We start from the raw sequence: 15776 nt of genomic DNA, 5'->3' as shown, positions 1-15776 counted from the left end.
AATTCGACAATTGCGGGCATTTCACGCTTCAGCTCGTAACATTGCGCGTCGCCTCACACCGCTGGCGCTCGCGGCGAAATCAATAACGAAGAACAGAAACTAGGGCGCCACGACGTCGATCCGCTTCGCCGATCGACCGGCGGCGGTCGCGGTCGACCGCCCGTCGAGAAACCGCTTCATCCAAAGCTCTGTCATCACGATCGCGAGAATGAGATAGGAATTGTCGCGCCGCTCCGATCGAAGGTCGTCGAATGCCTTGCGGACGCCGCCGACATCGAATAGTCCGCGCTCGCGAAAACCTCTCGACGCGAAGAGATCTGCTACCATCTCGCCGGTCTGACCAGCGAGCCACAGGCGGACCGGACCGCCGAACCCTGTCTTGCGACGTTTCAATACCGAAAGCGGGAGGCGCGAGCCCAAACCTTTTTTCAAAGCCCACTTTTCGGACAAGCCGCGTATCTTGAGCCGCCAGGGTATGCGCCGCGCATATTCCACCAGTCGGGGATCGAGGAACGGCACCCGCACCTCGACGCCATGCGCCATCGACGCCTTATCCGTGTAGTTGAGATTATGATCGGGCAAAAAGCCGTGCAATTCGAGATCGAGCATTCGCTCCACGAGCGGCCAATCGACGGTTCGCATCAAAGCCTGTTCGAGCCATTTCGACGGCGCCGCATCGATTGCATCACGCGCCTCGCCGCCGAGACAGGCGACAGCGCTCTCACGAGGATTGAATTCGAACGCGCGAATGAGAAACTCCTGCTCCGATCCCGCGAACATATAGCGCAGCTTCTCTATCCGCCGCTTCGACGCCGGGCCCATGACGCGCGCCGTCGCAGGCGGCAATGCCTCGAGAATGCCGCCGAACCACCCCCCTAGCCGCGCCCGCATCGCCGCGGCCCGATGACGTCGATAGCCGGAGAATATATCGTCGCCTCCGACGCCGCCGAGCAGCACCTTGATCCCATCGGCTCGCGCCGCTCGCGCGATCGCGCCGACATATAGCGGCGCCGGATCGGCCTCCGGCTCGTCGAGAGTATAGACGAGAGTTTCGAAGTCTTGCATGGTCGGCGACGGCGCGAGCAAAGGCGTCAAAGGCACATCGAGCAGAGAGGCGACCTCACGCGCATGAGTGAGGTCGTCTGAAAACCCCTCTTCTTCCAGTCCTGCGCCTTCGAAGCCAACGCAATAGGTCCGTCGCGGAACATGACCGTTCGTAACCATAGCAGCGACGATCGCGCTGGAATCTACGCCGCCGGACAAGAAAGCTCCGACCGGAGCGTCGCTCATGCATTGGTCCGAGACGACTTGGTCAAAAATCCGCCCGAGCCCTGCGATCGCGCCGACATTCTCCGTCCCACCCTCGGCGACCGGCGGAGCCGACCAATGCCATCGTCTAATCTCTACATCGCCGCGCCGCGCTTTCAAAAGATGGCCGGGCGCCAGCTTGGCGACCGAGCGCAAGGGCGTTCTCTCGCCCGGGCTCCACAAATGCGTCAGATAATCGCCGATCGCGACGAGGTCCACCTCGAGATCGAGTCGCGAATAGGCGAACAGCGCCTTGAGTTCGGAAGCAAAGACGAGCCCGCCGCCCGACTTGACGAAATACAAGGGCTTCACGCCGAATGAATCGCGCGCGATGAGGAGTTCGCGCCGGCGCCGGTCCCAGAGAGCGAAAGAAAACATCCCATTGAGGCGATCCAACATCGCCTCGCCCTCGAGATCGTACAATGGCGCGATGACCGCCGTGTCGGAGTTCGGATTGAAGCGATATCCGCGCGCGGCCAACTCGACGCCGAGCTCGCGAAAATTATATATTTCGCCGTTGAAGACGACGACGTATCGATCATTGCAGCTCAGCATCGGCTGGGCCGCCCCGTCGCTCGTGTCGATTATCGAAAGGCGGCGATGCGCCAATCCGACCATTGCGTCGCGATCGCTCCATTGGCCCGCGCCATCGGGGCCCCGATGCGCGATGAGCTGCGACATGTCGCCGAGCAGACGCTCTTCGTCAATGCCGAGAAAACCGGCGATTCCACACATCGAAATCTCATTGTTTGAAGCTGAACGAATATATTTCGTAGCCGGAGCGCGGCGCGAGACTGTCCATGCAACTACCACTTCCAACCACGACCTGGATCATAGGCCGATCGTCGATTCCGAGCGTCATGCACGGTGAAGCGCGCCAAATCCAATTCTTTGCATGCCCACCTCCAAGGCGACTGTGACGACATGAAAGACCACGACAATGGCCGTCGTGCCGGCAATTTGCGAAACGAACATTCCATCGATCGCCAGACCGACCTTCATTCCGATCAGCGCAATTGGAAAGAACATCCATTTCTCTCGTTGCAACACCCAGAGCGAATAGCGCGACATCCACAAAAGGAAGAGTCCGAGCGGCGTCATCACCAAGGGAACGCCCATCCATCCGTAGTTCCAATAAGCCTCGGCGAACATGCCGGGCGACACAGAATTTTCTACATATCGTCCCGAAGCCGCCATCGCGAAATCGCCACCCGCCTGAAGCAGCGGCTTTTCCGGCCAAAGTACGCGCGGAACGAGCGAGACGAAAAGATTTTTGAAAGAATCGCCCGAATTGCCGCGATCATACATCACAATAGCGAAAGCGCCGGCGTTCACATAACTGATGCGCATTAGCCCCTCGCCGGGTTCTTCGCTCGGGCTCCGCGTCCGAAACGGATCGAAATAGGATACCAAGATCTGGGCTCTCATCGCGATCGTCGCATTGGTCGCCATTCCCCCGGTGCGCAAATTGAATTCGTCTCGCGCGAATGCGATCATGGGCTGAAGCACCTCGAGCGCGATCGCGACCGCGATAAGGGCGCCGATCACGCGCTTCAATGTCAATCTTTGCGCCATGATTCCGACCAGAAGCATGAGCATTGGGAGCAGCACCTGCGTTTTGCTGAGAAGCAGCACGCCTACCAACATCTCTATTGCGACCAGAACGCATACGATCGGAAAAAATGCACGGGCGTTCTGCAGGCTCCAAATTGTCAACAGATTGAGCCCAATGAGCGACATTTCCGCCATCGTCACGATCGAGCCGGGCACTTCGCCCCACGCGACCCATCCGATCGACACCGGGAACACGAAAATGTATTTGAGCGCCGACCCGATCACTAGGAACACCAAGCCATAGTTTCTCATCCGCCTCGCATCGGCCCCGGCGATGCTCGTCGTCGGCGCCGGCGTTTCGGAACGCGTCGCGAAGCTCTCCGCCACCCCAGCGACGACAAGGATAAAGAGCGTGGAACACGCCACCAGAAAATTGAGCTTGGCCACGTCTCGGTCGGTGAACAAATAGAACGACTCGAGTATGGCGCGGCGCTCTGGGCTGACGACCATATGCACGAGCGATCCCATGCCGAAATAGACGGCCGACGCCACGCGGAATGTAAAGAGTGGCGCGAAGATCGATCGCGCGTCGTCGAGCAGCATCCGGACGAGGCCGAAGCCCATGATCGCCGAGAAAGCGATCGGTCCGGCGATGTTAACTAGATCATCGCTGGCGTCGCCGACAATCTCGTCGGCGAGCCAATAGAAGGCGATGAGCGCCGACAGCGACCACAGCTCGACGCTCGTAGGAATGAACAGAGATCGCGATCGAGGAGTCGCGGCAGCCACGCTGAACATGCGCGGCGTCTCGACCGAGTGATCTTTGCGATCGGCCCTCAGCGCGTCGATATTCGGGTAGCTCATGTAATCCTTCGCTGTTCAATCGACTATTTCGCAACTTTTCTCACGAACGCGCGCCCATGCGCATCCTCGTCGACAGACTTGGCCCAATTGTCGTAGATCTTCATTATTCTGGCGCGCAGCGGCCGCTCGACATATCTATAGACGAGCACGCTCACGCCGATGAGCATCGCAATATAGACCACCCAGCCGAAGATTGTCTCGTCCAGCCCAGCAGCCTGCAACGCCGCCCGTAAGGGCGCATGGGCGAGGTAGATGGCGTAGCTCGCTTCGCCCAGCGACACGAATGCAGGGAAGCACAGAAGCGTCCGCAAGCCGCCTCCGCATAATGCGACCGAAAGAATGAAGCAGCAATAGACAGGTATCAGCAGTCCATTATGTAGCGCGAGGTAACACGCTTCATAGGCATATAGGGCGAGCGGGACGAAGACCGCGAGGCTCACCATCAACCCAATATTGGCGTTCCTACTTTCTCGCTCCGACGACCGCCGAGCTCGGTAAAAATTCGCCAGCGCAATTCCGGCCACAAACTCGGGAAGCCGCAGTAGGGGATGCTGCTGAATAGCCATCTCCATATTTATCGGAGGGGATATGAGAAAGGCGCATATGAGCGCCGAGGTAAAAATCGCGACGATCCATGCGCCAGCCATCACGCCCAACAGACCATTGGGCGAGCGGATCGCTGATATGGGCCCGATTAAAAATGGAAAAGCGATATAAAAGAACGCCTCGGTCGAAACGGTCCAGCTCGGACTGTTCAATCCTTGCAGAACTGTAAAAGGCAGCCATGTCTGGAGCAGAGTCGACTGGAAGCCGAAAGTGGCGAAAGTGGCCGCGGCGGCCGATACAAATCCGTATTTGGCCACACGCCAGCTCAACAGCCTCGGAAGATCGGCGAGAAGCGAGAGTAGATAGACTGGATAGATCCGCGCGAACCGTGCTACCCAAAATCGTCGGATCGATCTCGGATGGTCGAACCATTGATAAGCCATGGTGAGGAGAAATCCAGACAGCACCATGAATAATCCGACCGTCACAAAGCCGTATTGGACCAATCCTCGAAGGGTCGGAGCGCTGGACTCGTCGAGTGGAAAGGTATGATAGATCACCACCCAGAGCGCGGCCACGAACCGAAGAGACGTCAATGGCGCAATTTTGCTCGCCTTCTTCGCGCGAAGCGCAGAAGGCGCGAGCGAATTTCTCTCGATGGCGTTCGTCATAGGAGCTACGCCTCTGTCGACAGGACCGTCGAAATTCTACGCCAGATTACGAACGATGGCAGGCTGCCGACGAGCGCTTTGAATACGTAGCGAACGCTCAGACTTGCACCAAAGAGTGGACTGTCGGCGCGTTCGCCGAAGATCGCAAGTTGCTGCGAATCGCCTCGATCATCTGCAGCGCGCGTTCATCGCTCGAATATCCGGAGGAGCGGCAGCGCGCCAGCGCGCGTCGCCCGATCGCTGCGCGCCTCTCGTCGTCATCCAGCATTTCGCGGGCTTTGGCGATCAGCTCGCTATTCGAGGAAAAGCCCTGATATTCGCTTCCGTCGACGAAATGAACGTCGTGCTCGTCTGTCTTCTCTGCGAGCATCGGTCGCCCCATCGCAGCGATTTCCATCGTCCGCTGCGTTATGCGGTCTCGGTTCAGCTTGCGAAGAAAGCAAAGCGCGATTTTGCCGTGGTGCAATGCGCGGGTGTATAGATGCGCGAACCGCGGCTCTCGCAAGGTCGCACGGGAATGAAGGCGCCCGCCGCTCCATCGCGCGTGAGCGTCGCCATACACGACGACGCTGAAACCCGCCTCGGCGAGCGCATTGATGCTGTCGCAACGCTCCTTCTCGAATGCGCCGGCGAACACCAAATCGAATCTCTCATAGTCCGGGCCGGCCTCCTGTGGCGAAACGGGACGATGAATATCAGCATCGAAGGCTTTGCCCATGAGCACGACATTGCGTACGCCGGCGGCCGCGAGCTCGGCGACATTGAATGTCTTCGTCGTGAAGAAGACATCCCAATCTGGAAGCGACGCCTTGAGAGTCCAGCTCAAATTGTGGCGGCCCATGACGTCGTCCGGCGTGTAATAGGCGAGGCAGCGGACGCCGAGCCTGCGCAGAGTCGCGAGAGTGTCGCGCCTGATGACTTTGCTGTTATCCACCACGACCACCTCGGGCCGCTCGCGCGAAACGGCCGCGACGAGAGAGTCGTTCAGATGGAGGTCGTCGATCGGCCATCGAAGCTTCCAGCGCAAGCGGTTGTAGAGGCTGATCCGACGCCCGACCACGCCCGTGCCTGTGGCCAGCCCGATGAGCTCGACTCCGGGGATGCGGCCGAACGCCTCAGCGCGTTGAAGAGACGTCGCGCCGAGCATGAGTTCTCCGAGGTAGAGCAGCTTCACATGAATGCCCTCGCTCTCGAGGAATCGGCGTCGATCACGAGCGGCGGCCGTCTGTCCGCGACCACATCACAATCGACCGAGAATGCACGCGTCCAAATTGTGGCGACGAGCGCACGCCACACGCGGCCGACATCCGCGGGGCCCGCGGCGCGATGTCGTAGCGCCTCGCAGCGCGACGATATCCAATCTGTATCGAAGAGCTCCGACGCTCTCGCCTCCTCTCCGCAGACGAGCTCCTGCACCCATTCGATTTCGGCGGCCATCAATTCCGTCAGCGGGGTATGAAAGCCGATCTTGTCATTCCGCGAACGAACGATATCGGGCAACAGATCACCACACGCGTGGCGTAGCAAATTCTTTCGTCGACCATGATCCAGGAAGGCCTGCGGCTCGAAGCCAGCGACCACATCGGCGAGGCGATGGTCCAGAAAAGGCATACGCCCCTCGATCGAGTGACGCATACAGTTACGATCGTCGTAGTGCACCAGATGAGGCAACGCCAGCTTCTCGATGTTTTCGAGCCAGACGCCGTCGAGATGGCTGAGCGCCGCGAGATGCGGTGAAAGATCCCATGCCGCTTCTCGCAGCGCGGGACTGAGCCAATGATACGCGTTCAGTTTGCTTCGTCGTCTCATGCTGCGTTCGAGCGTCGGCCAAATCGCCGACGCCCCTATGCGGATCAGCGCGCCGCTTCCCATGCCGAGGCTCGTCATTTCGCGCAGCGCCCAGTACCGCCGACCGCCGCGCAATTCGGACGCGACGACAGCGGGCGAAAAGTGCGGATAGCCGAGCAGCAGCTCGTCGCCGCCTTGTCCGCCGAGCAAAACCGTTATCCCGGACTTCCGAACCGCGCGCGTGATGAGATCATGCGCGATGATCGAAGGATCGCCGAACGGTTCTTCCTGCGCAACGACGACCGCCTCCGTCAGAATCGAGAGCGACATGGTCTCGACAGCGAGGGCCTCGATCTCGAGCCGGTCGCCCCATAGCTCGCCCACCGCCGCAACGTAGCTGCTCTCGTCGTAAGCCGTTCCTCTCGCCTGAGCGGTGAACGCTCGGATCCGGCCATTCGACTTCGACAACGCCATCGCGCCGACCACGGCGCTCGAATCCAGGCCCCCGGAAAGAGTCGCAGCGATGGGAACGTCGGCGACCATCTGCGAGCCGACCGCTTCCAGGAATGCCTCTCGGAATTGGCGGGCGGCGTAATCGTCGAGCGGCCTCTGGTCCTGCTTTCGGCAAACGGGGAAGCGCCAATATCGTCGCGGCTCGATCTCGCTTCGACAATTGTCGATCCATGCCCAATGTCCCGGCGGAAAAGATCGGATATCGCGGAAAAATGTTCGCTCGCCGAGATGCCCATAGCTGCCGACGGCGAGGAATTCGGCCATGGCGGGCGCGTAGAGCTTCGGCCTCTCGCCAGCGTCGATCAGTGGCGCGATTTCGCTCGCAAAGCGTAGCGACCCATCGTCGCACTTGCGCCAATACAGCGGCTTTTGGCCATATCGATCACGCGACAGCAGAAGCCGCCGATCGACCGCATCCCAGAGGGCCAGCGCCCACATTCCCACCATTCGCTCGAGCGCCGCCGGTCCCTCCTGCGCGAGCGCCGCGAGAACGGTTTCCGTGTCGCAGCGCGAGCTGAATTGCCAGCGGTTCGACAATCGAGGGCGCAAATCCTCGTGATTATAGACTTCACCATTGTAGATGAGCGTGTAGCGTCCATCTGGAGACGTCATCGGTTGATGACCCGCCGCTGTCAGATCGACAATCGATAGGCGACGAAAACCCAAAACGACTCCGTCTGCAGCGAAAACACCTTCGTCATCGAGCCCACGATGCTGCAGGAGCCGACCGCCCCGCTCCGCGAATTGCCGGCCGCTCGCTGCATCGGCGCCCAAATACCCGACGATCCCACACATGAGCTTCTCTCATTCTCTAAGAAGTTGCGAGAGCCGACACAGCCGGCGCCGCGTCGTCGCAATGATCCGCATTGCAACCCGAGGCAGCGCACTGGCGAGAGTGACCGAGTGTCTTCGAGAGCGCAGCGCCTATCGCGCCGCCATCGATGTCATCGTCAACGCATATGGCCGAGAGCCGAATGGAGCATTGCACGATTGGCCGCCACAGAGTCGCTCTCAAGGATCGATCGCTCCCCCAGCTCGCGCGCAGCCGCCCTCATCGCCGCGGCTTTCTCCGGGCTCATCGCAGCGAATGCTTCGATCGCTTCCGCGAAGCGTTCTGGCGCATCGAGCGAAAGACTCCAGCCGGCCCCTTTCAGTTCGAGAGACTGAAATGGCGTCCGATCGCTGATGAGAACAGGCACACCCGCGAGGAGAGCGTCGAGAATGGCATGGCCGAAATTTTCGCCGCGCGTCGGCAGAAAAAACAGGTCACAATCGGCGAGCGCTTGTGGAACGAGTTCGTTACGGATTTCGCCTTTGAACGCGACCGAGATCTGTCCCGGCAAATCGGCGGCGATCGCCAAGCACTCTTGGAGATAGTCGCCGTCTTGCACGGGACCGAAAATATCGAAAGACACGGGCCTCTCGACACTCCTCAATACACGAAGCGCATAGTCGAGATTTTTGACGCGCGCGACTCGGCCGAGAAACGCCAGGCGAAGCGTCCCTTCGCGCTTGGCAATCGTTCGAACCGCTGGCGCAGGCGTTGGTCGCCGCACATTCGGCGCGACGAAAATTCCTCTCCCATGCGGAAAGGCGCGGGCGATGTCCTCGGCCTCACATGGTCCGGTCGCATGGAGCCACACGTCTTCGACAAGGCCGAGCCGTCGAGCGAGCGCAAGGTAGCAATGCTTGCGGCCGGAATTGAGCGCAAGTGCGCCTCGGGAAAATTCGCCACGCGGTGAGAGAATCGTCGGGCGCTGCGGAACACGACCGAAGCGACGAAGCATCAGCGCCGGAATGGTAAAGTCTCGATCAAAAAATCCATTCATCATCAGGACGTCATAGCTCGTCGTTCGCAAAATCTCCGCGAGGCCGGCCGCACCGAGTACGGAGACGGGGCAATATCGCACCTTCGCGAACTCTTGCTCGAACCACATCCCGATGGGAGCAACGGCTAGCGTCGAGCCGAATGGCCTATCGCGAGCCACCGCCTTGAATACGAATTCGTCGCCGAGACTTCGGCACAGCTCCAGAAAGCTCTGATTTGGGCCCGTCGCATCATTTCCCGGCCACAGCACTTCGAGCAGCGCCAAGACGACCGGCCGCGTTTTCTCGACGCCGCGAGGCGAAGCCTCGATCTTCATCGCTGCAGTCTGCGGCGCCGAATCGCCCGCACGATGCAACATCATGAAGGAATCCCTCGGCGGGGCTGGTCTGCTCGCGATTGGCGCTGGCATTTCGGCATTCGACCGAGTTCAAAGCATAAATCGTCGACACACCGATGCGCGAGCGCCATCAGCGACATCGTCGGATTAGCGAGGCCTGGGCGCTGGAAGACAGCGCTAGAAATCACATATACATTTTCGGCGCCGATCAAACGAAGCCGATCATCGATCACTTCTCCGAGCGCGAGCCCTCCGCCGAGATGGTAAGCGTCAGTGGCCTCCCGACGAAGATGATAGAGCCGCCCCTCGAATGTCGAAATGTTTCCGAGCGGCTTTATCTGCACGCGGTATTTCTCGGCGAGCTCGAGGAGTATGACCCTCGCCCTCTCGTACAATCGTTCGAACGCGACTTCGTCATCCCGGCGGACATCCCAGCTCATGACGACATCGCCGAATTCGTCGAATTCGACTTTGTTGTCGCCGCAACACGTCGACTCGACGTCGAGGGTCGCGATGACGGGAACATTTCTGCTCACATGAAGCCGGCTATTAACGAAGCGTACATAGCCGATCCGACAGAGTTCGAATATGTGAGGAGAAGCCTTTGTCATAGCCCACAGGATTTCGATCGAGCCGGCCCGCTGCTGGCGCAGAGCGAGAATGCGCTTGATCTGGCGGTAGAGCGGCGAATCGTCGAACCGAAACTGAAAATGCAGAACGCCGCGCATAGAATCGTCGGCGCTCTCGAGCTCGAGCCGTTTCCCCACGATGCAATTCCCACGGAAAGTCGGAAACAGGAACTCCTGGAACGCTCGGCTTTCGCCGATCGCCACTTCGCCGATCGGCATTGAAATATGATCATGGACATTCGCGCCTATCGAATGCATCCGACTCGAATGCAATGCGGAGCCAAGGCGTCGAACGAGCAATAGAGTGTCGATCGTTCCCGCGCAGAGGAAAAGCCCGTCGCACACGACGTCGATCCGCTTTCCGCGAGAAAGAACGCCCAATCTACGGCGTGGGCCGCCCTGATCGAAATGCATGATTTCGGAATCGCATATGATGGTGCATGACTTTGTTCCGCGCAGAAATTCGAGTGCGCTCGCCGCGAGATTTCGAACTCGACCCGGAAGAACGACGGTCTCGGATAGCCAACAATCTCCAATGGCGCCATCCGAAACAAAAACTCGATCGTTCCGAGGCGACTCTTCGAGGCCGACATCGGCTTCCACCGCATCGAAATACGGCGCCAGATCTTCCGAGGTCGAATTTCCCGACGGCGCCATTCCCAAGACAGCGCGAAGCGTCGTATTCCGCGGTCGGACAAGTCCTCCCCCCCAGTAATGACCATTTCCGCCGAGCACATGATTGCGTGCGTTATAGACGCCATCGTGTCGCCGTGCGGAACAACGCACATTCGGGCGAGCTTCGAGTTGATCCGCGAGAGCAGCCGGCCCTTTCTCGATCAACGCGACACGCATTCCACGCCTTACGAGCAGTTTGGCGACGAGCGTGCCCACCAGGCCGCCGCCAATGATCGTCGCATCGACGTCGAGTATGCTCACGGGAACAGACCCTTCCAGCTGTTCAAGGTCTTGCACGAGGTCGACGCAAGGATGATCTCGAGTCTCGGGCGCTCGACGCGTAAAGACGACACGAAGTCGACGAAGCCCCGACCCCGGCTCGGCGCCCGATTCGAGAACTCCCGATACGCTCCGTAAGCCACGGTCGCCGCACCCTCGATCGGCAGATCGGCAATGTCCCATATAGGCGCTTGGACCACATCGAAAGGTATGGAATCGAGGACATTTCTTATCGATCGAGATGTTCCACAGACCCCGAACGATCGAATCTTTCCCTCGACCTTCAAGCGCTCCGCGAGATCGATCAATTCAACGGAAATGCGCAATGGCAGAGGCTCCAGCGGCTCATGCATCATCAGACGATCCACGTAATCGCAGCGCAGCCGGCGCAACGATCCATGCAGGCTTTCGAGCAGCGCGGACGCGGAAAAGCAGCGCCGCTCATATTCGGAGCCGTAGCTGCGCGACAAATATTTTCTCTTCGCCCGCATCAAAAAAAACATCGCCCTCATGCGTTCGCCATAGAGCTCGACGGGGATGCCGAATTTTGTCGTGAGCTCGACCTCCGATCGTCGCCGGCCGAATGCGTATCCGAGCTCGAGCTCGTTCAGGCCATTGCCGTAGGCCGGCGCGGCGTCGAACGCCCGAAAGCCGAGCTCGAACGCCTGATCGAGCAGCCTCTGCCTGCGGGCGCTCGAAAAGATCCGATGAAGGCTTCCCGCGCCGAACACGAAATCATTCCGCGGCGAGCGCTCGGCGCCGGGCGTGAACGCCGTCATATCGAGCGTCGCCGATTCATGTCGTATAGCCTCCCCCTTTCGCGGGCCTGCGCCCCTCGATCAAGAGATACAGTCCGAAGCGATCCCCGAGCAGCCTGACCAGCGGACGCGGGTAGAACATCCAGGCGAGGCGCGCCGCCCATCCACGATAGCGAGGGCTCGGCTTGATCTCCAACAAATCGCCGGGACCGAGGCGCGTCGTCACGACAACGGAATCGAATCCCACATCGGCGGCGAGCCTACGTCCTTCTGCGCGTGTATAAGCCTTCGTGCCGGGGCTCTCCAAATGATTGAAAATCGCCGAACGCAATCCGAGCGCGATGCGTCCTTTCAACAAGCCATGCGCGACATACAGCATGATTCCGGTCCAGGAGGGAATGTGATAGATCATGGTCCGCATCACGCCGCCCGGCTTCAGAACGCGATAGGCTTCGCGATAAGCGCGCTCCGTGTTCGGCGTGTGATGCAACACTCCCCAAGAATAGACGATGTCGAAAGTTTTATCTTCGAACGGCAGAGCTTCGGCGTCGGCCGTTCTCAAAGTGAATCGGCTTTCGGATATCCCCTCGAGCCGGAGATGCTCCGCCGTGAGCGCGATCGCCGCCTCCGTCAGATCGACGCCGGTCGCATGGGCGGCATATCGACACCACTGCTCGAAATCCGTTCCCGCGCCGACGCCTATCTCCAGAATCTGGCGGCCATCCGCCTCCGGGAAGCGCGCAAAATCCAAAATATAAGGTTCGAGACGGATACGATTTTCTGCGATCTCCCGAAACCATGCGAGCCGATCATGGTCCTCGCCATATCGCGTGCCGCAGGTCTCCAATTCCCAATGATCTCGCACGCAAGCCTTCAATTCGCACTGCGCGTCGCTGGATCCTTCGGTCGTCACCATTGCATCCTCCACCCTCTGGTCGCGTCACAATGCGATGCGGTGGCGTCGGCGAAGATGGTCGCGAAATGCATCGACTCCGTGCTCGCTTATGTAGCCGCGCGCTTCGTCGACCTTGGCGTCGATCAGGAGAAAATACCAAAGTCCGTGCAAAACATGGAACAAGAAGCCCTCGCGCCCGTCGAGAAAGCCAAATCTCAGGATGTAACGATAGAAAAAATACAAGAGGCTGCGTAGATAGAGCGGCGCGCCGGCGAAGACGCGGTTGCGAAGGAAGCGCTTCCAACGCGCCTGGGCGTGGGCGTTGCGGTCGACGCGGTGGTCGATCGCGAACAGGCTATGCTCGCGATTTATGAAGTCCACCATCTGCCTTGTCGCGTATCGATTGTGCTTGTCTGTCCACCAATCAATGTCCTTCAGGCTGTGATCGACGAGATCGCCGCCTTTCACACGAATGGACCGCCCACGGGTCAGCACGACGCGTTCATCCATCCAGCGTTGCTCGTAATAGCCCGCGCCGGAACGCCACAAGCGGGTGAGCAAGGTGGAATAATAGCCGCCGAATCGGATCCAGCGATTACGAAAAACGACTTTCAGCTTCAGATCGAGACCGGTCACATCGTCGGGAAGCGCACTGAGACAATGTCGAAGCGTATCGATCAGCCCCGGCTCTAGATATTCGTCGGCGTCGAGCCGCAACACCCATTCGGTGGCGATGACGCAGCTCGATTGCGCCCATTGAAACTGTTCCGCTTGGTTCTTGAACGCGCGTTGAACCACCTCCGCGCCGAGCCCGCGCGCGATCGCGACGGTTCGATCGGTGGAGAAGCTGTCGACCACGATGATGCGTTCGACCAGAGGCGCGATCCGCGTCAAGCAGCGTTCGATATGGACTTCCTCGTCAAAGGTAAGGATGATCGCCGTAATGGACAGCTTTCCCGCGCCGCGAGAAAATGACCCGCGCCCGTCTCGCGCCTCCTGAACGCAGCTCATGCCGAGATCGCGACAGGCGCGCCGATACGCAACGAGTCCTCGATCGCAAAGGTCGCCGCGGTCACGGCCACGAGCTCCACCAACGGAATTGGCGGATCGCAATCGCCGCGCGTCGCTTCGAGAAATGCGGCGACGAGTCCGTGCTGTCCTTTGTCCTGCGCCCGCTTGGTGACGATGCTCTTTCCGCCGTTGGTCACCGTCAGCCGTCGAAAATCGTCGAGCTGAATAACCCTGCCATCCGCGAAGGCCTCGACAAATTCTTTCGCCACGCCCGGATCGCCGATCGATGTGTAGATGATCGAGCCGGTCGAGCCGTCGGCGAAGCGAATGAGGATCGAAACGGCGTCGGCATGGTCGCGCGCTGCGATCGCCTGCGCCTCGATCGGAAGACTTCCCGACAGAAACGTGAGCGCGTCGACGAAGTGGCAGATTTCGCCGACGATACGCCCTCCCCCCTCCTCGCGCTGGATCCAGCTGTCGCCAGGAATCACGCCGGCGTTGATTCGATAGAGCATCACGAGAGGTCCGGTGCGCGGCTCCAACGCGGATTTCGCATCCCGTAGCAGCGGCGCGAAACGTCGATTGAAGCCGACTGTCAGCACGCCCGACGAAATCTCCGCCGCGGCGAGCACATCGGCCAGCCCAGGCGCATCGATCGCGAGTGGCTTTTCGCAAAACACATGCTTGCTGGCGCGAAGGCCGGCCGCCGTCAATGGCGAATGTGTGTCGTGCCTGGTCGCAATGAAAACGGTATCGGTATCGGGATCGTCCAACGCCGCCGCCGGATCGGTCGCCGCGACGGCGAATCCGTGCTTTTGAGCGGCATGTCCTGCGCTCACGCCGGTCGTCGTGACCACCGTGGTCAGCGACGTCTTGCCGACCTTGCGCACGGCGGGCGCGAGCACGCCTTTGGCGTAATTGCCGAAGCCGATGAAGGCGACGCCATTCGCCGCTTTGCGGGGAGGCGGCGCGAGCCGCAATCGTCTCTCGAACTGGCGCGCCTTCGGCTCGGGATATGTAATCAGGATCGCGAGATGGGGTGCTCCGCTGCCCATCAGCGAATAGGCCTTTTCCGCCTCTTCGATGCCGAAACGATGCGTCACGAGCCGCTTCGGCGTGACCTTTCCGTCGGCGACAAGGGCAAGAAATGTTTCCATATTGCGCTGCTCTGTCCAGCGCACATAGGAGAGCGGATAATCGACGCCGCTCTGCTCGTAGCTCGGATCGTGGCGCCCTGGACCATAGGACAAGGACAATTTCAATTCGAGCTCGCGCTTGTAGAAGGGTTCGCGATCGATCGTCATTCCCACCATGCCGACCACGACGATTCGACCTTTCAGGCGACTGATCTCCGCCGCGACATTGATCGGCTCATTGGATTTGCTCGATGCGGTGAGGATCACCGCGTCGGCGCCGTAACCGCTCGTGAAACCACCCGCCGCCTCGCGCAGCCCGTCACGCACAGCAACGTCTGCCCCCAGCTCCTCCGCGAGCTTCACGCGGTCCGCATTGGGATCGAACCCCAACACACGGCAACCATTGGCCTTCAGCAACTGCACTGTCAACAGGCCGAGCAGCCCCAATCCGATGACCACGATCCTTTCGCCGAGCGTCGGCGCAGCGAGCCGCACGCCCTGCAAGGCGATGGCGCCGAGCGTCACGAAGCTCGCATCCTCGTCGTCGACGGAGCCGGGGATCGCCGCCGTGAGATTTTTCGGCACAGCGTTGATCTCGGCGTGATTGGCGAGCCCCGCACCTGCGCAGGCGATGCGATCACCGACGGCGTGTGCGCCGCCCCGACGTCCGATATCGATCACCTCGCCGGCCAGGCTGTAGCCGAGCGGAATCGGCGTGTCGAGCTTTGCGAACACTTTTTCGATCGTCGGTCGCAGGCCGTCGCGCTGCACATTGTGAAGCACGCGGCGCACGAGATCGGGACGAGCGATCGCCTTGCCGGCGAGCGACGTCTTGGCGAGATCGATCAGCTGCTTCTCGGTCCCAGAACTTATCAATGACACGCGCGTCGCCACCAGGACGCCACCCTCAGGCGCGCGTGGCGCAGGAACTTCGGCGATTCTCAGCGCGCCGGTTCGATAGTTTTGCTCGACTTGCTTCACGCT

The 15776-nt window shown here is 60.1% G+C and carries 11 protein-coding genes; all 11 read right to left on the bottom strand.

From position 1 onward, the window contains the following. Positions 1-99 precede the first annotated feature (99 nt). Entirely contained in the window at positions 100-2043 is a 1944-nt protein-coding gene (gene asnB / locus FMZ75_RS00395) for an asparagine synthase (glutamine-hydrolyzing) (RefSeq protein WP_166140901.1), read from the bottom strand. 123 nt (positions 2044-2166) lie between these two features. Then, a complete protein-coding gene (locus FMZ75_RS00390) occupies positions 2167-3486 on the bottom strand; it encodes a hypothetical protein (protein WP_166140900.1) in 1320 nt (439 codons plus the stop codon). A gap of 263 nt (positions 3487-3749) precedes the next feature. Next, positions 3750-4943, bottom strand: a complete 1194-nt coding sequence (locus FMZ75_RS00385) for an acyltransferase (protein WP_166140899.1) — start codon at positions 4941-4943, stop codon at positions 3750-3752. 97 nt (positions 4944-5040) lie between these two features. Next, positions 5041-6117, bottom strand: coding sequence for a glycosyltransferase (locus FMZ75_RS00380; protein ID WP_166140898.1), 1077 nt, complete (start codon positions 6115-6117; stop codon positions 5041-5043). Next, positions 6114-8039 carry an asparagine synthase (glutamine-hydrolyzing) gene (gene asnB, locus FMZ75_RS00375; protein WP_166140897.1) on the bottom strand — a complete coding sequence of 642 codons (1926 nt, stop codon included), beginning with the start codon at positions 8037-8039 and terminating at the stop codon, positions 6114-6116. Before asnB (FMZ75_RS00375) ends, FMZ75_RS00380 begins: the two co-directional genes overlap by 4 nt. 155 nt (positions 8040-8194) lie before the next feature. Then, the gene (locus tag FMZ75_RS00370; protein WP_166140896.1) at positions 8195-9337 is read right to left on the bottom strand and encodes a glycosyltransferase; all 1143 of its coding nucleotides are present in this window, start codon (positions 9335-9337) and stop codon (positions 8195-8197) included. 92 nt (positions 9338-9429) lie between these two features. Continuing rightward, positions 9430-10974 carry a GMC oxidoreductase gene (locus FMZ75_RS00365; RefSeq protein ID WP_166140895.1) on the bottom strand — a complete coding sequence of 515 codons (1545 nt, stop codon included), beginning with the start codon at positions 10972-10974 and terminating at the stop codon, positions 9430-9432. Then, positions 10971-11771 (bottom strand): aldo/keto reductase, encoded by an 801-nt coding sequence (locus FMZ75_RS00360; RefSeq protein WP_166140894.1) that lies wholly within the window; start codon positions 11769-11771, stop codon positions 10971-10973. The genes FMZ75_RS00365 and FMZ75_RS00360 overlap by 4 nt, the downstream gene beginning before the upstream one ends. 16 nt (positions 11772-11787) lie before the next feature. Further along, a complete protein-coding gene (locus FMZ75_RS00355) occupies positions 11788-12666 on the bottom strand; it encodes a class I SAM-dependent methyltransferase (RefSeq protein ID WP_166140893.1) in 879 nt (292 codons plus the stop codon). Positions 12667-12690: 24 nt separating this feature from the next. Further along, entirely contained in the window at positions 12691-13656 is a 966-nt protein-coding gene (locus tag FMZ75_RS00350; protein WP_166140892.1) for a glycosyltransferase family 2 protein, read from the bottom strand. Further along, the gene (locus tag FMZ75_RS00345; RefSeq protein WP_166140891.1) at positions 13653-15773 is read right to left on the bottom strand and encodes a bi-domain-containing oxidoreductase; all 2121 of its coding nucleotides are present in this window, start codon (positions 15771-15773) and stop codon (positions 13653-13655) included. The genes FMZ75_RS00350 and FMZ75_RS00345 overlap by 4 nt, the downstream gene beginning before the upstream one ends. Between the last annotated feature and the right edge of the window lie 3 nt (positions 15774-15776).

Origin of the sequence: Methylosinus sp. RM1 (assembly GCF_011378635.1) — a bacterium.
GTDB classification, from domain to species: domain Bacteria; phylum Pseudomonadota; class Alphaproteobacteria; order Rhizobiales; family Beijerinckiaceae; genus Methylosinus; species Methylosinus sporium.
The sequence above is the reverse complement of the archived record's forward strand: the minus strand, read 5'-3'. Positions and strand labels throughout refer to the sequence as shown.